Raw genomic sequence first — 19,434 nt, 5'->3', positions numbered from 1 at the left:
AATCGATTGCATTCATCGATGCCCTGTCAGAAATGACACCGGTTTGACGGCAATGCTACGGCATTTGCGTCGCAAGATGATTCAAATAATCAGAACCTAACGAGCAAATTTTTTGAATCGACGAAAACCACGATCGCCGCGACGTCTCCCGGGTGTGTGCCGCGTCTGGCCCGGCGCGGCGCACACGGCATCCTGCATTTTCAATGCGCAAAACAGTCGTTCACCCATGAACCTGTTTCGTAGGATAAAACGGTTGATTTTCCGGAATTAATCCCGTCGTCGCGTTAATTGAAATGGCAGTTTGGACGACTCGTGGCGAAAATCGGGTAAAAACGACGCGCAAGGCGCGGCGGAATCGATTCCGGGTGCGATGGCCGGTCGGATTTTCCGTTCAGAACGATTCAGGCGCCGCTCAGGACATTCAGCGGCGCGGCGCGCGACGATGGTTCGATGGCGCCAGCGTCGAGCGACTGGCGTCACGCCGTGAGGAACACAACCATGGGCAACCGTATCGCCGGCATCCGGATTCCCGACGGCCCGATCGCACGCGAGGCCGTCGCGACCGTGCGCGCCGGCGAACCGGAACTCCTGTTCCGGCACGCGATGCGCGTGTTCGCGTTCGCGTCGATCATCGGGCTGCGTCGCGGCATCGCATTCGACGCCGAGCTGCTGTACGTCGCCGCGCTGTTCCATGACTTCGGGCTGACGGAGCGCTACCGGCATTCGCGCCGGCGCTTCGAGATCGACGGCGCGAATGCCGCACACGCATTCCTCGGCGGATACGGCGTCGCCGCCGACGATGCGGCGGAAGTCTGGCGCGCGATCGCGCTGCACGCGACGTTCGGGATTCACCCGTACATGACGCCGTTGACGGCGTTGCTCGGCGCGGGCATCGAGACGGATCTCTTTGCGCGTCATTTCGACGAAGTGAGCCGCGCCGAACGCGACGAGATCGTGCACGCATGGCCGCGCGGCCCGGGTTTCAAGGAACTGTTCCTCGAGGCGCTCGCTGCGGGCACCGTCCATCGCCCTGCGACCGCGTTCGGCAACGTCTGCGCCGACGTGCTCGAACGTTGCGACCCGGACTATCGTCGTACGAATTTCTGCGGCCTGGTGCTCGGGTCGACCTGGACGGAGTGAGCCGGCCGGTCGGCCGGGCCCGCTCCGCCACGTCACCGCCGCCTTCGCCGAGTCATGCGCGGGCGAATGCCAGCAGTTCGTCGTTCAATCGCTGCGCGTGCGTCAGATACAACGCATGCGGCCCGCCCTCGTAGACGCTCAGCGTCGCGTGCGGCACGCGCTTCGCCGCGACGGCACCCGTGAGCGCGAGCGGCACCGTCTGGTCGTCGTCGCCGTGAATCACGAGCGTCGGCACGTCGAACTTGTCGAGATCCGCCCGGAAATCGGTTTCGGAAAACGCGCCGACGCAATCGAGCGTCCCCTTCAACCCGGCCTGCAGCGCCATGAAGGACGTCCAGTCGAGCACGGCGCGCGAGATCGCCGAAGCGGCCCGGTTCGAACCGGTGAACAGCGGCCAGAAATGCTCGAAGAATACCGCGCGGTCGGCCACGATGCCCGCGCGAATCCCGTCGAACACGGCCACGTCGACACCGTCCGGATGATCGTCGCGCCGCGCGACCAGCGGCGTCACCGACCCGATCAAAACGGCCTTCGCGATGTGTCGCGTGCCGTGCCGGCCGATGTAGCGGGCCACTTCGCCGCCGCCCATCGAAAAGCCGACGAGCGTCACGTCGCGCAGCCCGAGCGTCTCGATCAGCGTCGCGAGATCGTCCGCCAGCGTGTCGTAGTCGTATCCCGTCCACGGCTGGCCGGATCGGCCGAAGCCGCGCCGGTCGTACGCGATGCAGCGAAAGCCGTTCGACGCGAGATGATGCATCTGGACGTCCCACATGTCCGCATTCAACGGCCAGCCGTGAATGAACACGACCGGGCGTCCTGCGCCCCAATCCTTGTAGTGGATCGAGACGCCGTCGCGTGTCGTGAACGTGCTCATGAAGATTCCTCAGCGGTGAAAAAACAGCGGCCGCCAGCGATGGCGGACGGATGGGGCGCGCCGTTCCGGGTCATGAACGGGACAGCCTGACGATGAACCGGTCCAGTTCGGACGCGAGGATCACCTCCCGGTAGTTCGCGGGGCGCTTCGAGCCGCGCCATTGCGGCTTGTAGATCGCATCGCCGGTATGAATCGTGATGCCGGTCAGCGCGCAGCGGCCGAGGGCGCGGGATTTTGCGCTGATCCAGCGCTGCTCGTCGTAGCGGCAGCGCGTCGGATCGCTCCACGACACCAGGACCGACGAATCGGTCTGCCGCTCGGCCGCGACGATCGCGCACCGGCGGCGCACGCCACCGCTCGACGCGGGCGGCGCATCGTCGCGATGGCGACGGCGTGCGGCGTCCGGGTCGCGAAGATGGGAAGGCGCACAGCGGCGCGCGGCCGGCGACGGGTCGAGCAGCGTCATCACGTGTTCCCAGCGATTGAATTCGTCCATGGCGGCGTACCCAGGCAAGTGGCAAAGGGCGCGGATGTATCGCACCCGCCCGCATTGCGGTCGTCATCCGCCGGCACGAACTGGCAAGACCCGCGACGGGATGACCTGATGCTGACGATAGCGAGCCGCCGCTGAAGAGTCTTGATTCCGGGCTTAATTTTTCTGGCCGGTGCGGCGCGCGGCGTGCGCCGCGACCGCCTTCATGAAAATTCAGCGCGATTTCAGTACAGGCCGCATGACCCCGCGATAGGCTCCTGTCGGCGTTCGTTCGCTGCCTTCGCGCGCCTGCCTGCCCGCGACCGCGAACGCACGCCGGCTGCCGGCGCGATTGCCGCATGCGGGCAGGTCCGCACCATCCATCCAACGCGGCATCGTTCCACCGCACGTTCAAGGAGTTCCAATGCGTCCAGCAGACATCGACGCCGTTCCCTCGGCGCGTCGCCGAGACATGCTGCTTGCCGGCGCGACCGCCGTTGCAGCCGCCGCGCTGCCGGCTGCTGCCGCCGCCGCCGCCCCCAAACACGCCGCTTCCGCCCATCAAGGAGCCCATGCGATGAACACGATCACCACCAAAGACGGTACGCAGATTTACTTCAAGGACTGGGGCAGCGGCCGCCCGGTCGTCTTCTCGCACGGCTGGCCGCTGTGCGCCGATGCGTGGGACCCGCAGATGCTGTTCCTCGTGCAGCACGGCTATCGCGTGATCGCGCACGACCGCCGCGGTCACGGCCGCTCGAGCCAGCCGTCGCAAGGCAACGACATGGACACGTATGCCGACGATCTCGCGGCGCTGATGAATGCGCTCGACCTGCGCGAAGCCACGCTCGTCGGCCATTCCACCGGCGGCGGCGAAGTCGCGCACTACATCGGGCGCCACGGCACGCAGCGCGTGTCGAAGGCCGTGCTGATCGGCGCCGTGCCGCCGCAAATGGTGAAATCGGCGTCCAATCCCGGCGGCCTGCCGATGGAGGTATTCGACGGAATCCGCAAGAACGTCGCCGAGAACCGTTCGCAGTTCTACAAGGATCTCGCCGTGCCGTTCTTCGGCTTCAACCGTCCGGATGCCAAGGTGTCGCAGGGCACGATCGACGCGTTCTGGGCGCAGGGCATGATGGGCGGCGCCTATGGCCAGTATCTGTGCGTCAGGGAATTCTCCGAGGTCGACTACACCGAGGACCTGAAGAAGATCGACGTCCCGACGCTGATCCTGCACGGCGACGACGACCAGATCGTGCCGATCGACGATTCGGGCCGCCTGTCCGCGAAGATCGTGAAGCACGCGCAACTCAAGGTGATCCCCGGCGGAGCGCACGGGATGTGTGTCGTCAACGCCGACCTGATCAATGCCGAACTGCTTGCGTTCCTGAAGGCGTAAGCGTCGCCGCACGGCGCGCCCGGCCGTCACGTCGGCGCGCCCTTTAGCACGTTTCAGGATTTTTCAGGTCGTCGCCATTCCGTTGCGGTGTGCGCGATCGCTAAGATCGTCGATACGGAATATCCGCCGATCCGGCGTCGGGCACTCACTGCACTCGTGCCGGCCTGAGCAGCAAACCGATCAACACCCCCGCGACCGCGAAAGCCATCGCGACACGGAAATTGTCGGCCAGCGCGAGCGTGGTCGCCTGGACGCGGACCGCCCGGTCGAGCAGCGCATAAGCCGCCTGGTCGCCGGTCGCGAAGGTCGCGCCGTGCGACACCAGCGATGCCGCACCGGCCCGCAGGCGCTCCAGCGTGTGCGGATCCGACAGCGTGACATGCAGACCGACGAGATTCGAATGGGTAGCCTCCATGATGCGCTGGACCACCGCGATCGACGTCGTGCCGAGCTGCCCGCTCAGCAGGCGCGTCGTCTGCACGACGGCGCCGAACGTCAGCGCGTGCTCGGCCGTCACGTGCTTGCCGAAAAAGAACACGACCGATGTGAGTGCCATCGTCTGACCCAACGCCTGGAGCAGTTGCGACGGGATGAAGTCGGGTTCGGCCCAGACGGGCGCGAGTTGCGCGCCGAGCGCGAACGCGACCGCCACCATCGCGAAGCCGGCCACGATCAGCCGGCGCGGATCGACGCGTTGCAGCAGCCACGCCACGCACGGCGCGAACAGCAGTTGCGGCATCGCGATCCAGCGCAGCGTATCGCCGATCTGCAGCGGGCGCAGCCCGTAGGTGCTCGCGAGAAACGCCGACGGAATGAAGCTCGTGTTGAGCACGGTAAAGCGCACGAGGCCGACGAGCAGGATCAGCAACGCGACGTTGGGCAGCGCGAGGTAGCCGAGATCGAGCCCGGCCCGTCGCGACGCCAGTTCGTGGATCAGGAACGCGGCCACCATCACGATGCCGATGCACAGCAGCGCGACGATCAGCGGCGACTGGAACCAGAACAGCCGTTCGCCCTGATCGAGCGCGATGCACAGGCACGCGAACCCGCCGGCGCCGAGCAGCATGCCGCGCGTGTCGATGCCGGACGCGAAGCGCTTGATCGGTTCGGTGGACAGCGACAGCATCAGGCAGGCGATGAACGGCACGGTCAGCAGTGCGTTCTGCCAGAACAACCAGCGCCAGCTCAGGTGTTCGCTGTACCACCCTTCGAGCGTCGCCGACAGGTTGAGCGACATCTCGAGATTCATCGCATACGCGGCGATGCCGAACGGAATGAGCCGCGGCGGCAGCGTACGGACGACGAACCCGACGGTCAGCGGCACGAACACGCCGGACGCGAAGCCGGCCAGGCTCTGGAATACGATGAACGTGCCGAAGTTCGTGCACAGCGGCAGCACGCTTTCGACGACCAGGAATACCGCGGCGCCCGCCAGCAGCACGCGACGCGTGCCGAACACGAAGGCCGCCGCGATCGCGAGCGGCCCGACGAACATCTGCGATGCGATGAACGCGGTGTTGATCCACGCGCCCTCGTCGAACCCGACGCCGAGCGCGCCGCGTACGTCGACGAGCCCGAGCGACGTGATGCGCGACGTCAAGGTCGAGATGATCGCGCCGAGCAGCACGGCCGCGATCGCGGCGATCGAACGAAACGTCGGTATGTCGGCGGCCGGCGCTGCGGCCGGCCCCGTTGTCGCGCCACCGGGGGCGAACGTGGTGTTCATCGTCGAGCGGCTCCCGCACATGAAGCTCGCGCAAGCATAGCGCGATGTGACGAACCCTGTCTGTTCGATGGAGTATCCCGATCGTGACCACGAACTCGCCGGACACGCCGCCCACTTCCGCCGCGCGATCGCGCCGGTGGCCGATCGTACTGATTGCCGGATCCGCGCTGCTGCTCGTCGCGCTGCTGGTCTACGAATTCGATGCGCATGATCGCGGCACCGACGACGCATACGTGACGGGCCACCTGCACGTGATCTCGCCACGCGTGGCCGGCACGGTCGAGCGCGTGCTGGTGAACGACAACCAGTTCGTGCACGCGGGCGACCCGCTCGTGCGGCTCGACCCGCGCGATTTCGACGTGCGCGTCGCGCTGCAGCGGGCCCGCGTCGCGCAGGCGCACTCCGATGCGAGCCGCGCGAAGGCGCAGGTCGAGCAGGCCGACGCGACGCTCGTCGCGGCGCATGCCGACGCCGAGAAGGCCGAACTCGACTACGCACGGGCACGCGAGCTGACCCGCGAAACCCCGCGCGGGCTGTCGCAACAGGAATTCGATGCCGCCAACGCGGCACGCAAGTCCGCCCGCGCACGCATCGACGCGGCCGAAGCGCAGCAGCGCAGCGCGCAGGCCGCGCGGCAGGCTGCCGATGCGGTGTCGAACCAGAATGACGCCGAGTTGCGCGATGCGGCGCTCCAGCTTCAGTACACGACCGTCGTGGCGCCGTCGGACGGCCGCGTCGGCAAGAAGACGGTCGAGACCGGCGAGCATGTCGCGCCCGGCCAGGCGCTGCTCACGCTCGTCGAACCGCACCCGTGGGTCGTCGCGAACTTCCGCGAAACCCAGCTCCGGCACGTCCGCACCGGCGACGCCGTGCGCCTGCGCTTCGACGCGCTGCCGGACCTGACCTTCAGCGGGCACGTCGACAGCCTGTCGCCCGCAACCGGCGGGCAGTTTGCGCTGTTGCCGCCCGACAACGCGACCGGCAACTTCACGAAAGTCACGCAGCGGGTGCCCGTCAAGATCCTGCTCGACGGCCAGGCCTCGGCCGAACCGCGCATCCGGCCCGGCCTGTCGGTCGTCGTCACGCTGCCACGCAGCCGCGAGCAGCCATGAGCCGCATCGTCGCGCTGCTCGCCGCCGGCCTGCTGGGCGCGTGCACGATCGCGCCGCAGCCGCTTGCTCCCGTCGCGGTCGGATCCGACCGGTTCCGCCATGCGGAGGCGGCGAGCGAACCCGCACCGTCGCTCGCCGAATGGCCCGCGTCGTTCGGCGATCCGCCACTCGTCGCGCTCGTCGATGCCGCGCTCGCCGGCAACCACGACATCCGCGCCGCCGCGGCACGCGTCGACCAGGCGCAGGCGCTGCTCGGCGTGCGCGAAGCCGCACTGTCGCCCACCGTCGGCGTCGATCCGTCGTTCAGCCGCACGCGCGTATCCGGCACGGTCGACAACGCGTTGCCGAAACGCACGATGCACAACTGGTCGGTGCCGTTCAACGCCAGCTATGAAGTCGATCTGTGGGGGCGCCTGCGCGGCGATGCGGAGATCGGCAGGCAGAACGTGCTGCAGGCGGACGCGGATCGCTCGGCCGTTCGACTGCGCGTCGCGACCGACGTCGCGAGCGACTACCTGACGCTCCATTTCGTCGAGCAGGATCTCGCGACGCTCGCCCGCGCGATCGAGCTGCGGCGCACCGCGCTCGACGTGATCGCCGCGCGGGTGCGGGCCGGCGCGGCAAGCGATCTCGACGCGCTGCGTGCGGCGGCCGATCTCGATACGGCTCGCGCCGATCTCGCGGACAGCCGGCGGCTGCGCGAAAACCTCGTCGACGCGCTCGCCGTGCTGACCGGTGTCTCGCCGACCGCGTTCACGGTCGCGCCGACCGCATCCGTCATGCGCGTGCCGGAGGTGCCGCCCGGCTTGCCGTCCGCGCTGCTCGCGCAACGGCCGGACGTCTATGCGGCGGCGCGCCGCGTCGACGCGGCGTCGCTCGAAATCGGCGTCGCCCGCACCGCGTGGCTTCCGACCTTGACGCTGACCGCCGAGGGCGGGTTCGCCAGCCGCGACCTCGGCACGTTTCTCGATCGCAACAGTTCGCTGTGGGGCCTCGGGGCGAGCGTGGCCGAAACGTTGTTCGACGGCGGCAAGCGCGAGGCCGCGGTGGACGCCGCGACGGCCGGCGCGGAACTCGCCGACGCGAACTATCGCGCGACCGCGCTGGGCGCGCTGCGCGAAGTCCAGGACGCACTCAACGACATCGCCGCGCAGAACGAGCGGATCGTGCGCTACGACAGCGCGGCGCGCGCCACCGACGCAGCGGCGCGCTTGTCGCTGAGCCGTTACGGGCACGGCTACGTCAGCTATCTCGAGGTCATCGACGCGGACCGGGACGCACTGAATGCGCAGCGCCAACTGATTCATAGCCGTCAGGCGCTCGCCATCGCGACGGTCAATCTCGTGCGCGCGCTGGGCGGCGGGTGGACGCCGCCCGCGGCGACACCGGCGAACGTCGACCGGTTCTGAAAAATCCTCAACGCAACCTCGGCCTTCGCTCGATCGGCCTCACGTATTTTCATATATATCTTAAGCTTACCTAACGTTTTTTTGTATTGCCCGGTGCCGGCGCGCCGCATGAATTGAGCGTGTCGAATCCACCGAAGCGAGACCTGTCATGGACCGCCTGAAAACACTCGAGATACTCAAGACGGTTGCCGAAAGACAATTATCACGCTCGCACCGGCCGTCCCGGCATTGACGGCGCTTGCCCGGTATTCCGGCTGCGGCGCGGGCGCGGCTGCCCAGTCGACGACTGGTCAAGCAACTACCGGCGTCGGGCAAGGACGATCGGCATATTGCGTTGCGAGGACATATCACGATCTACGCCTGGTGCCGACTGGCGTTGCAGTGCACACGCCCAATTGCACCCGTATGCCGTCATCGCGCGTATAAATTGAAACAGGTGGACGAGCCACCGTCAGGAGACACAGCCATGAAATTCATGATGACCTTCCACTGGGCACCGGATACCCAGCAGCGTGCCGAAGCCATCGAGCGCTTTCAGCGAACCGGCGGGCTCCCGCCCGACGGCGTCCGGTTGGTGGGCCGGTGGACGCGAGCCGATCTGGGCGCAGGGTTCGATCTGCTCGAAACAGATGATATGAAGAAACTCACCGAATTCGCCTATCAGTGGAGCGATCTGATGGAGCTGGACATCGTCCCGGTGCTTGACGACGCCGAGTTGGGCGAGGTACTGGGGCGCGTCATGAAATAGAGGGTTCGACGCACGTACGCTATCGACGCTATTCGACATGAACACGACCGGGCGCACCCGCAGCCACGCCCCGCGGCACCGCGCGATCCTTTCCGCTGGACCAGGACGCTGGCGACGGACGATCCTGGTCCTGCTTGTCGTTCTGATCGGCTATGCCGCCGCCGATCTCTTCTGGCCGTTGCACCGTGACCTGAGCCGCTTCGATCCCGTCGCGACGGGAACACTCGAAACGAAAATATGGCGCTCCTACTATGAGCGCCGGCACGTAGCGCTCTTTCTTGAATTGGCGCAAACCCTGCGCACGCAATACCACCTTCCGTGGCTAAGGTCGTACGTCGGCGCTTACTACGGCGCATCAGCCGCCTTCACGTTCAAGGAGGGCAAGGAACGCAGCGATTACGAAAAAGCGCTGCCGGCGCTGCAAACCTATTTCAGCCTGATCCGCAACACCGGGAACCGCGACTTCGATGTCTCGCGCACCACCGCGCTCGAACTGGAATGGTGGATCGTGCACCGGGAGCGCGGACGGTATCCGCCCGGCACGTTGGGCAGCGCGTGCGCTGAAGCCGCCGCATCGCTGTATAGGGTGTCCGCAGTCTCGACACTCGAACACGGCCAGTTGCGCGCGCAAGCGATGCTGCTTCGCGACGCCCGTGAAGATGCGGGCAGAGTCACCGACGCCGATTGGGCAACCATCGAATCACTACTGCACCGGAGCTACCTGTCGCTTGGTCATGCCGTTTCATCGACAAACGCCGTCGCCGGCGCGCGATGAGCGACGCGCATCTCGCTGGCCCGTGCTGCGACGCCGGGAACGCCGAACCCACGTTGAAGCAGAAGTGGCCGCATGAACGCCGTCGTTCGCGTCATCGCGGCCCGGCCCGCCACGTCGAGGCCGGCGCCATTGCGTCGAACGACCCGGCACGCCTGCTCAGTCGCGCGCGCCGACCGGGCGCACGCCCAGCGATTCGGCCTGCCGCACGAGATCCGGCAGCGTGCGGGCCTGCATCTTCTTCATGACCTGGGCGCGATGCACCTTCACCGTGATTTCCTGCAGGCCGAGATTCGCTGCGATCTGCTTGTTCATCAGGCCCGCGACCACCTGGCCCATCACTTCGCGCTCACGCGGCGTCAACGACGCATAGGCGCCGCGCACCGCGTCCAGCGCCCGGTCGCGCGCGCGTCGCTCGCCGTCGCGGGCCAGTGCGCGGCCGACGGCATCGAGCATCGTTTCGTCGTCGAACGGCTTCGTCAGGAAGTCGAGCGCGCCGCCCTTCATGGCCTTGACCGTCGTGGCCACGTCGCCGTAACCGGTCATGAACAGGATCGGCACGTTCAGGCCCGCACGCACCGCTTCCTCCTGAACGGCCAGCCCGCTCTCGTCGGCAAGACGCACGTCGAGGATCAGGCAACTCGGCGCGTCGGGCCGCTCGAATGCCAGAAACGCCCGCGACGACGCGAACGTCTCGACGCCAAATCCCGCCGAACGCAACAGCGCGCTCAACGCGCGCCGCAACGTTTCGTCGTCGTCGACCACATAGACGATCGGCGCGGGATCGCCCGCGCCCCGGTTGCCGATCGACGTCATATCCGGCGTGCTCGCCATTGCATTCCCTGTGTAGGCATCCGCTTCATTATCGAATGATAAACTAAGAAAAAGCCGGGCGGAACCGCCACGCCGCGCACGGCGCGGCCGGTCGACGGGCCGCCGCTCACGCAGGCGGCGCGCCGGATGCGACGTGATCGATCAGGTTGAGCATATCGTCCGATGGAAACGGCTTGCGCAGGAACGCGACCGCGCCTTGCGCGAGCGCGCGGCGCACCGACTCGTCGTCGCCATGCGCCGACATGAAGATAACCGGCAGCGTCGCCTTGCGCTGAACCAGCAGGCGCTGGACGTCGAGCCCGCTCATCCCCTTCATCTTCAGATCGACCAGCACGCAAGCCGCGTCGTCCGGCGGGCCGGCCGCAAGGAATTCCTCGCCCGACGCAAACGGCAGTGCGGTATGGCCAGCCGATTTCAGCAAGCTGGCAAGACTCTTACGGACCGACGCATCGTCATCGATGATGCAAACAATGGCCATGAAATGAGAACCTGAAAATTTTGTCAATCCAGAACATCGCGACACAGCGTGCGCCGCGTCGACCGGCGTTGCCGCTGCGCGCCACGCCCGCACGACCGGTGCGTCACGCCCACGGCCCTGCCGCCAGCAGCGGTTGCGCGGACGCTGCCGGCGTCGGCGGCAGCGGATCCGCGCGTTCGTCGCCGACGAAAGACACGCACCGGGCATGGATGCGACCGGCTTCGCCCGACTCCGCCAGCTTCTCGAGCGCATACGCGCGCACGACCTCGAGCAGCGAATAGCGCTTCGAGAGTCCGACCGAATGGACGACCAGCAGCGATTTCGACGCAAGACTGACCAGGCAATCGAGCACCCTGGCGGCCCCCAGTTCGTCACAGGCTGCCAGCGCGCACGCCGCGTCGAGCTGGAACGCATCCGGAAACACTGCGAGGCGGCACAGCACGGTGCGCTCCGCATCGTCGAGCAGCCGATAGCTCCACTCGATGGTGGCCCTGAGGGTCTGCTGGCGCGGATGGGCCGTACGCAGACCGCCGGACAACGACAGCACGGACTTGTCGAGATCGGCTGCCAACCCCTGGATCCCGAGCAACGCGACGCGGGCCGCGCCGAGTTCGAGCGCGAGCGGCAGGCCGCTCAGGCGGCGGCAGATGGTCGCGATCGCGTCCAGCGTCTTCGCATCCGCAGGCATGTCGGTGCCCATCGCGCGCGCCCGTGCCAAAAACATCCGGACGGCACCGTACGCGACGATCTCGCCGTCGTTCGCGCCGGCCGGCGGCACGGGCAGCGGCCCGACGCGATAAACGCGCTCGCCCGCGACACGCAGCGGTTCGCGGCTGGTCACGACGAGTATCGCGCCGGCATGCTCCGCCGTGATCGCTTCGCAGAGGTCCGCCAGCTCGTCGACATGCTGCTCTGCGTTATCGAGCACCAGCATGACGGGCTGCCCGACGATCGCGCGCACGACATCGGCAGGCCCGGCGTCCGGGCCGCCCGGCAGGTCGAGCGCGTCCAGCACCGCGGACGCCAGCGTCGCGCCGCCCTGCCAGCCGGCGAGATCGATCCGGACCATCTCGATGCCGCGCACCGCCGACCAGGCCGTGGCGACCTCCAGCGCGAGATGCGTCTTGCCGACGCCGCCGGGGCCGACCAGCGTAACGAGCGCCTCGCGCTCGAGCAGCGCGTGCAGCTCGGCCGCCTCCTGCTCGCGGGCGATCAGCGGACACTTGCGTGGGACGGCACCCGCGCGGGCGCCGCGCGCCGGCTCGCCCACGTCCGGCTGACGGTCGGCGCAGGCCAGGTCGGCCGGCGGCGCGAGCCGATAGCCGCGGCCCGATTCGGTCCGTATCCAGCCGTGCTTGCCGCCGAACAGCTTGCGCAGCGTCGAGATGTGCACCTGGATGTTGTTCTCGACCACGATCGTGTTCGGCCACACGGCTTGCATGATCTCGTCCTTCGACACGAGCCTGCCGGCCGCCTTCACCAGCAGCTCGAGAATCTCGAATGCCCGGGCGCCGATATACCGGGGCTGCCCGTCGACGCGGACTTCGCGGCACTCAAGGGAAACCGTCACCCGCCCGAACGTGTACATGATCCGCACTCGCTTATGCTGCGCCACACCTTGCGCCGCCTCGCGAGGCGACACCCCCTGTTCGTCCGCCCGACCGCATCGATGCGGGTCGGAAGGCTTGAACCCATGGTATGGCGCGGCACGCTCGCCGACCATTATCCATAGGTTTAGTCGGGTACCGGCCTGCCCGGTCGTCGGGAACGGCGTGTGCGGGGGGGTACTGAAAATTTCCTCAGGCTGGCGGACAATGCACGGGCCGCCGCCCAGACGTGCGCCATCCAGCCCGGCCGATTCCGTTTGACGAGCCGGTTTCGCCCTGCTCCACCCAGCCTGCCCCGACCGTGAACCAACCCTTGCGCGACCCGAACGACACGAAGCGAATGGATGCCGACTGGCTGGCGCGCGCCCGCCTGTCGAATGCGGTCCGCTCGGGCGACGTGCTGTGGTTCGACCTGACCGACGCCGCGACGGGGCGCGTGTGGTCCGCGTGCCAGACCGGGTGGGAATCCGACCAGCGCTGCCGGCAATTCGAGCACGAATACGCATTGAACGCCGTGCTGGAACCCGCGTGGGCGCTCATGCCGGTTGCGCTGATCCGCGCCGCGGACGGCCCGGTGCTCGTCTATCCTCGCGTGGACGTGCGTGCGTTCGACACGCTGGCGGACGAGCGGCTGCCGCTCGACGTCTTGCTCGACGCGGCGATCCAGGCGGTGCGCACGCTCGGGGCGCTTCATCGGCGCGGCTGGCTGCATGACGACCTGCAGCCGGCCAGTTTCGTCGTCGCACCGGACGGCACGGTCATGCTTCGCTCGCTCGCCCATGCGCGGGACCGTCGGACGGAACCAGCCGCAGCGCATACGACGCGCACGGATTTCGCTGCCTACGCGGCGCCCGAAGTATCCGAAGGCGCATGCGTCGACGAGCGCTCCGACCTGTACGCGTTCGGCATCACGCTGTTCCGCCTGCTGACGGGCGCGATGCCTTACAAGGCCACGTCGACGTCCGAATGGGTCCACGCGCATGTCGCGATGCAGCCTGCGCCGGCCACGACCTTTCGCGACGACCTGCCTGCCGTCCTGAACGACCTGATCCTGAAACTGATCGCCAAGGAGCCCGCCGATCGCTACCCGTCCTGCGAGACGGTGCAGCACGATCTCGAACGCATCCTGCGCGACTGGCTCGCGGCAGGCCGCGTCGAGCCGTTCGCGCTCGGCGGCAGCGATCCGCTCGCCGGTCTGCACGCGCCCGACCTGCTGGTCGGCCGTGAAGCCGAATCCCGCCGGCTCGAGGCGGTGCTGGCGGCCGTCTCGCGAACCGGCGAGACGGCCATCGTCCTGATCGACGGGCCGGCCGGCGTCGGCAAGACCGCGCTGGCGGAGGCCTTCATGCGCCATGCGCGAGCGGCGTCGAGCACGGCGTGGTGCACGTCGGCGAAGGTCGATCAGTTCCAGCCCGCGCGGCCCTACGCGCCCGTGCTGCAGGCGTTGCGCGCGCTGTTCGGCAGCGCGCTGGCCAGGCGCGACGACGAAATCGCGGCGATCGCCGCGCGGCTGCGCGACTGCGTGGGCCGTCAGGCCAACCTGTTGTCCGGCATCTTCCCGGAAATTGCGTGGCTGCTCGATATCGAGCCCGTCGCGTTCGACCGTACCGATGCGATTCCGGAATTTCATCTATGCCAGATCGTCGTGAATGCCTTCCGTGCGTTCGCGACGCCGGCCGAACCGCTCGTCATGGCGCTGGACGACATCCAGTGGGCCGACGACGCGACGCTCGCGTTTCTCGCGTCGGTCGCGGTCGATCCGCCGGCCAGTTTCTGCATCGTGGCCGGTTATCGAAGCGGGCCGCAGCACGACCATCCGACGGCGTTCCGCCGCTTCCTGCAGCAGCTCGACGCCACGCGCCTGTCGGCGCTGACGCTGGCGCCGCTCGACGCACCCGACGTCACGCGCATGCTGGCCGGCATGCTCGGGGAGCCGCCGGCCCGGCTGTCCGGGCTCGGCGACATCGTTCACCGCAGGACGGGCGGCAATCCGTTCTATATCCAGCAACTGCTGCGCACGCTGATCGACGAGCGGCTCCTCGACTACGACGCGGTGCGGCAAACGTGGCAGTGGCATTCGGCCGACATCGACGCACGCCACCTGACCGAGAATGTCGTGAGCCTGCTCGCGATCCGGATGCAGCGGCTGCCGCACGAATCGAGAACGCTGCTGTCGCTGCTGGCCTGTATCGGCACCGATGCGGACGACGCGCTGTTGTGCGCCGCGGCCGGCAAAACGCGGGCCGAACTCCGCTTCTGGCTGGATCCCGCTCGCCAGGCGGGCCTCGTGTCGCTGTCCGGCAACCGCTGGCGCTGCGCTCACGACCGCATCCTCGAGGCCGTCTACGCGCTCGCCGGGCGAGCGGAGCGCGCGCAGTGCCACGCCCGGATCGCCGCCGCGATGCTCGTGCGCGCGGACGCGCAGTCGACCGAATCGCTGCTGGAACTGGCCGCCCAGATCGAGCAGGCGAAAACCGCGCCGCTCGACGGCGCGCTCGCGCTCGCGTTCGCGGATGCCCTGGTCGCGGCCGCGGAGGCGGCGGCCACGGCCGCCGCGCGCGATCGCGCGTTGTCGTTTCTCGCGTCCGCGCAAGCGCTGCTCGGCCCGCACGCATGGTCGCAGCACTACGGTCTCGCGAGCCGGATCGACATGCTGCGCAGCGGCCTGCTGCTCGCGACCGGCGCAACCGCGCAGGCATCCGACGCGATCGACGAACTCATGGCGCGCACGCGCACGCCGGCCGATCGCGCCGAGGCGCACCGGCTGAAGGCCGCGCAGCTCACGGTGGAGTCGCGCTACCGGCAGGCCGTCGACGTCGCGCTGGCCGGGCTCGCGCTGCTCGGCGTGGAACTGCCGGCTGAGCCGGTCGAGGCCGATCTCGCGGCGGCCTGCGACGCCGTGCGCGATGCGCTCGCCGGCCGCGCCATCCGCGAACTCGTCGACCTGCCCGTCATGACCGACACGCGCGTCGAAGCGACGATGGCGCTGCTGACCGCACTCGAAGCCGCGATGTTCTATCCGAGCGGCGGGCTGATGTTGCTGCATTTCGCGACGATGGTCCGGCTGACCCTGCACCACGGCATCACCGCCGCGTCGGTACAGGGGCTCGCGTGGTACGGCGTCAGCATTGCCGAGCATCACGACGCGTATGAAGACGGCTTCGAATTCGCGAAGGTCGCGCTCGCGCTGGTCGATCGCCACGGCTTCGAGCGCTACCGCTCCGCGACGCTGATCGCGCTCGACCAGGTGAGCGTCTGGACCCAGCCGCTGTCGTACGCGCTCGACCGCGCGCGCGAGGCGAAAGCGGCGGGCAATGCGAGCGCCGAGCTGCGCTGGATGTGCTACAGCTGCAACCATATCGTCAGCAACCTGATCTCGATGGGCGAAGCGCTGCCGGCCATCCGCGACGAGATCGATCCGCTGCTGCAGATCGCGCGCGGCGCGCGTTACGACGACATCGTCGACCTCGTTTCCACCCAGTCGGAATTCGTCGACGCGCTGCAGCTCGGCTACCACCGGCCGGTCGGCACCTGGCGCGCCCGTACGTCGACGAAGACGCCGATGTCGGTCCTGCAGTTCTGGACCGACGTGCTCGCCGGCCAGGCGGCCTTCATCTTCGGCGACGCGGACGCGGCGCGTGCGTCGCTCGATGCAGCCGCATCGAGCGCGTGGTCGACGCCCGCGCACATCATGCTGTCCGACTTCCACCTGTTCCGCGTGCTGGCCGGCATCGCGAGCGACCGCGGCGCCACGCCGCCCGAGCGGCTGCTCGAACGATATGCGCCGCCACGCGCCCGCTTCGCCGCGTGGAGCGAACGCAATCCGGCGACGTTCTGCAACAAGCTCGCGCTGATCGATGCCGAATTCGCGCGCGTACGCGGCGAACATGTCGTCGCGATGCAGCAGTACGAAGCCTCGGCCAGCCTCGCGGCGGAACGCGGATTCGTGCACGAACAGGCGCTCGCGCACGAACTGGCCGCGCATCACGCCACGTCGCTCGGGCTCGCCGGCCCCGCGCGCCACCAACTGCGGCTCGCCCATGCGTGCTACCGGCGCTGGGGCGCGACCGGCAAGGCGCAGGCGATGGAAGCGCAGCATCCGTTCCTCGTGATGGACCCGTCGCCGGGCGGCCCGGCCATGCCCGCGCGCGAAGATCTCGATTTCTCGCTCGCGATGCGCGCGGCCCACTCGCTGTCCGAGGAAATCGTGCTGGAGCGCCTGATCCAGACGCTGATGCGCAACATGATCGTGTATGCCGGCGCGGGCTACGGCCTGCTGCTGCTCGCCCGCCACGACCGGCTGACGATCGAGGCTGCCGCGCGGACCGTCGGCAGCGACGTGATCGTCGATATTGCCCGCAGCGAACCCACCGAGCAGGATGTCCCGCTGTCGATCCTGAACACCGTCGCCCGAACCCGCAAGCCGGTCGTGCTCGCGAACGCGCAGCGCGAAGGCGTTCCCGACCACGTCGACAGCCTGCGCGCCCACCCGACGCGCTCGCTGTTCTGCCTGCCGCTGTTGAAGCAGGGTGCGCTGATCGGCGTGCTGTATCTCGAGAACGCATTGACCAACGGCGTGTTTTCGCCGCGGCGCATCGCGATGCTGGAAGTGCTCGCGCCGCAAGCGGCCAATGCGCTCGAATCCGCCCGGCTCTACGCGGAACTGATCGACGAGAACGCGCGCCGGCTCGCGACCGAGGCCGCGCTGCGGCATGCGCGGACCGAGCTCGCGCGCACCGCGCACATGACCGTGATGGGAGAACTGGCCGCGTCGATCGCGCACGAGATCAATCAGCCGCTGACGAGCATCGTGTCGAGCGTCGGCGCCTGCATGCGCTGGTTGCGCGGCACGCAACCCGATCTCGGCGAAGCGCTCGCGAGCCTCGAAGACATCCGTGCGTCCGGCGTGCGTGCAGCCGACATCGTCCGTGCGTTGCGATCGCTCGCACGCCAGGCACCGCCCGCGCTGGCGCCGCTCGCGATCGACGACCTGATTCGCGACATGCTGCATCTCACCGCGACCGAAATCGACGCGAAGCACGTCGCGCTGCGCGTCGATCTGCGTTGCCACGGCATCCACGTGATGGCGGATCGCACCCAGGTCCAGCAGGTGATCCTGAACCTGGTCACCAACGCGCTCGATGCGATGGACGGACTGGCCACGTCGCGCGAACTCGAGATCGCGTCGCAGGTCGGCGACGGCTACGCGGTCGTCTCCATTGCCGACCGCGGCGCCGGCATCGATGCTGACATCGCGAACCGGATCTTCGATCCGTTCTTCACGACGAAACCGCACGGCATGGGGATGGGCCTGGCGATCTGCCGCTCGATCGTCGAAGCGCATGGCGGCACGCTGGAGGCGGCGCCGCGCGAAGCGGGCGGGACCGTCCTGACGTTCCGGCTGCCGGTGTCGACGACCGGCTGACGCAAGAGGCGAGCATGCGGCGCAACCCGCGTGTGGCCGCGGTTCAGGCGCCGCTCGGCCGATGCGCGTCTTCGCCCAGGAACCGGTGCACGAACGTCACGGCCATCGCCCCTTCGCCGACCGCCGACGCCACCCGCTTGACCGAACCCGACCGGACGTCCCCCGCCGCGAACGAACCGGGCACGCTCGTTTCCAGATAGTACGGCCGGCGCTCGAGCGGCCATACGCGCTCGAATGCCGGGCAGTCGTACAGGTCGCTGCCCGTCACCAGATAGCCGCCCGGATTGCGAATGATGTTCGTATCGCGGGCCCATTCGGTGTTCGGCGCACCGCCGATGCAGACGAACAGGTGCGTGGCCGGCAGCACTTCGCGCGCGCCGTCTTCCGAACGCAGCACGATCGCTTCGAGCCGGCCGTCGCCGTGCAGCGCGTCGACGGTCGAGCCGTAGCGGACCGTCACGTTGGGCATGCGCTCGATCCGGTCGATCAGGTAGCGCGACAGCGTCGCCGCCAGCGACGCGCCCCTGACGATCATCGTGACCTCGCGCGCGTGCCGTGCGAAGTTCATCGCTGCCTGCCCCGCCGAATTGCCGCCGCCGACGATGAACACGTGCTTGCCTTCGCACATCGGCGCTTCGCTCGACCCCGCGCCGTAGAACAGGCCGGCGTTGAGAAACTTCGGTTCGTCGGGCAGGCCGAGGCTGCGGTATTCGATCCCGGTCGCGCAGATGTTCGAGCGCGCGGTCAGGATCGAGCCGTCGGCCAGGTCGACGCGAATCTTTCCGTCGACGAACGTCGCGTGCACGCCCTCGCGCATCATCAGCAGCTCGACGCCGAACTTGACCGCCTGCTGGCGCGCGCGCTCGGCCAGCTCGGCGCCCGGAATGCCCTCCGGGAACCCCATGTAATTCTCGATCAGCGAACTCGTTCCCGCCTGCCCGCCGATCGCATCGCGTTCGATCACGACGGCCCGCAGCCCTTCCGACGCCGCGTAGACGGCCGCCGACAGCCCAGCCGGACCGGCGCCGTAAATCGATACGTCGTACTCGATGAAGCGCGGCCGGGCGACCCAGCCGAGCTTGGCGGCAATCTCCGGCAGCGTCGGCTGGTAGATGCGCGAACCGTCCGGAAAGATGACGACCGGCAACCGGATATCGCGCAGCGGCGCGATGCCCAGCTCGCGCGCGCAATCGCTGTCGGACGTCAACTCGCACCATTCGTACTCGACCACGCCGCGCTTCAGGAAGTCGCGAATTGCGTAGGCCTCCTTGCTGTTCGGCAAGCCGATTACCTTGACATGCTGCGACTGAGTCATGAGCACCTCCCGATGACCGCCATGTCGGATCCCGGCCGGATCTCGCGCCGGCCGCACTCGTGACTGTACGTCCTCCCTGCCGTCCGGGCCGACCTGCTTAATAAGAATTAAGGTCCGCTCGCG

14 protein-coding genes are annotated in these 19,434 nt (G+C 68.1%); 7 read left to right on the top strand and 7 right to left on the bottom strand.

What is annotated here, in order from left to right; genetic code table 11:
- Positions 1-498: 498 nt before the first annotated feature.
- Positions 499-1,140 carry an HD domain-containing protein gene (locus JYG32_RS35150; RefSeq protein WP_213268185.1) on the top strand — a complete coding sequence of 214 codons (642 nt, stop codon included), beginning with the start codon at positions 499-501 and terminating at the stop codon, positions 1,138-1,140.
- Between the two features lie 52 nt (positions 1,141-1,192).
- Here the strand turns inward: JYG32_RS35150 and JYG32_RS35145 are convergent, their stop codons facing one another.
- Positions 1,193-2,014 carry an alpha/beta fold hydrolase gene (locus JYG32_RS35145; protein WP_213268184.1) on the bottom strand — a complete coding sequence of 274 codons (822 nt, stop codon included), beginning with the start codon at positions 2,012-2,014 and terminating at the stop codon, positions 1,193-1,195.
- A 70-nt stretch (positions 2,015-2,084) separates the two neighbouring features.
- Positions 2,085-2,510 carry a DUF3331 domain-containing protein gene (locus tag JYG32_RS35140; RefSeq protein ID WP_213268183.1) on the bottom strand — a complete coding sequence of 142 codons (426 nt, stop codon included), beginning with the start codon at positions 2,508-2,510 and terminating at the stop codon, positions 2,085-2,087.
- 553 nt (positions 2,511-3,063) lie between these two features.
- Here JYG32_RS35140 and JYG32_RS35135 point away from each other — a divergent pair.
- The gene (locus JYG32_RS35135) at positions 3,064-3,885 is read left to right on the top strand and encodes an alpha/beta fold hydrolase (protein ID WP_174379177.1); all 822 of its coding nucleotides are present in this window, start codon (positions 3,064-3,066) and stop codon (positions 3,883-3,885) included.
- A gap of 145 nt (positions 3,886-4,030) precedes the next feature.
- Here the strand turns inward: JYG32_RS35135 and JYG32_RS35130 are convergent, their stop codons facing one another.
- On the bottom strand, positions 4,031-5,611 hold the full coding sequence (locus JYG32_RS35130; protein ID WP_213268182.1) for an MFS transporter: 1,581 nt from the start codon (positions 5,609-5,611) through the stop codon (positions 4,031-4,033).
- 83 nt (positions 5,612-5,694) lie between these two features.
- Here JYG32_RS35130 and JYG32_RS35125 point away from each other — a divergent pair, with 83 nt between their 5' ends.
- The 4 genes from JYG32_RS35125 to JYG32_RS35110 all read left to right on the top strand — a co-directional run bounded on the left by JYG32_RS35125 (position 5,695) and on the right by JYG32_RS35110 (position 9,655).
- Entirely contained in the window at positions 5,695-6,723 is a 1,029-nt protein-coding gene (locus JYG32_RS35125) for an HlyD family secretion protein (protein ID WP_213268181.1), read from the top strand.
- A complete protein-coding gene (locus tag JYG32_RS35120; protein WP_213268180.1) occupies positions 6,720-8,132 on the top strand; it encodes an efflux transporter outer membrane subunit in 1,413 nt (470 codons plus the stop codon). The genes JYG32_RS35125 and JYG32_RS35120 overlap by 4 nt, the downstream gene beginning before the upstream one ends.
- Positions 8,133-8,598: 466 nt before the next feature.
- Complete coding sequence (locus JYG32_RS35115; protein ID WP_174379181.1) at positions 8,599-8,880, top strand: DUF3303 domain-containing protein; 282 nt, start codon at positions 8,599-8,601, stop codon at positions 8,878-8,880.
- Positions 8,881-8,917: 37 nt separating this feature from the next.
- A complete protein-coding gene (locus tag JYG32_RS35110; protein WP_249744972.1) occupies positions 8,918-9,655 on the top strand; it encodes a hypothetical protein in 738 nt (245 codons plus the stop codon).
- Between the two features lie 156 nt (positions 9,656-9,811).
- Here the strand turns inward: JYG32_RS35110 and JYG32_RS35105 are convergent, their stop codons facing one another.
- The 3 genes from JYG32_RS35105 to JYG32_RS35095 form a co-directional block, all read right to left on the bottom strand.
- Positions 9,812-10,486 (bottom strand): response regulator transcription factor, encoded by a 675-nt coding sequence (locus tag JYG32_RS35105; protein ID WP_213268179.1) that lies wholly within the window; start codon positions 10,484-10,486, stop codon positions 9,812-9,814.
- 106 nt (positions 10,487-10,592) lie between these two features.
- Positions 10,593-10,964 (bottom strand): response regulator transcription factor, encoded by a 372-nt coding sequence (locus JYG32_RS35100; protein WP_213268178.1) that lies wholly within the window; start codon positions 10,962-10,964, stop codon positions 10,593-10,595.
- Between the two features lie 103 nt (positions 10,965-11,067).
- Positions 11,068-12,552: a winged helix-turn-helix domain-containing protein gene (locus JYG32_RS35095; RefSeq protein ID WP_213268177.1), complete on the bottom strand. Its 1,485-nt coding sequence runs from the start codon at positions 12,550-12,552 to the stop codon at positions 11,068-11,070.
- 320 nt (positions 12,553-12,872) lie between these two features.
- Between JYG32_RS35095 and JYG32_RS35090 the strand changes: the two genes are divergently transcribed.
- Positions 12,873-17,996, top strand: coding sequence for a trifunctional serine/threonine-protein kinase/ATP-binding protein/sensor histidine kinase (locus tag JYG32_RS35090; protein ID WP_213268176.1), 5,124 nt, complete (start codon positions 12,873-12,875; stop codon positions 17,994-17,996).
- Positions 17,997-18,039: 43 nt separating this feature from the next.
- Here JYG32_RS35090 and JYG32_RS35085 read toward each other — a convergent pair whose 3' ends face one another.
- Complete coding sequence (locus tag JYG32_RS35085; protein WP_213268175.1) at positions 18,040-19,311, bottom strand: NAD(P)/FAD-dependent oxidoreductase; 1,272 nt, start codon at positions 19,309-19,311, stop codon at positions 18,040-18,042.
- Positions 19,312-19,434 lie beyond the last annotated feature (123 nt).

The sequence above is a fragment of the Burkholderia pyrrocinia genome (genome assembly GCF_018417535.1).
Classification (GTDB): Bacteria; Pseudomonadota; Gammaproteobacteria; order Burkholderiales; family Burkholderiaceae; genus Burkholderia; species Burkholderia pyrrocinia_E.
Note: the sequence above shows the minus strand (reverse complement) of the source record. Positions and strands in the feature narration are given on the sequence as shown.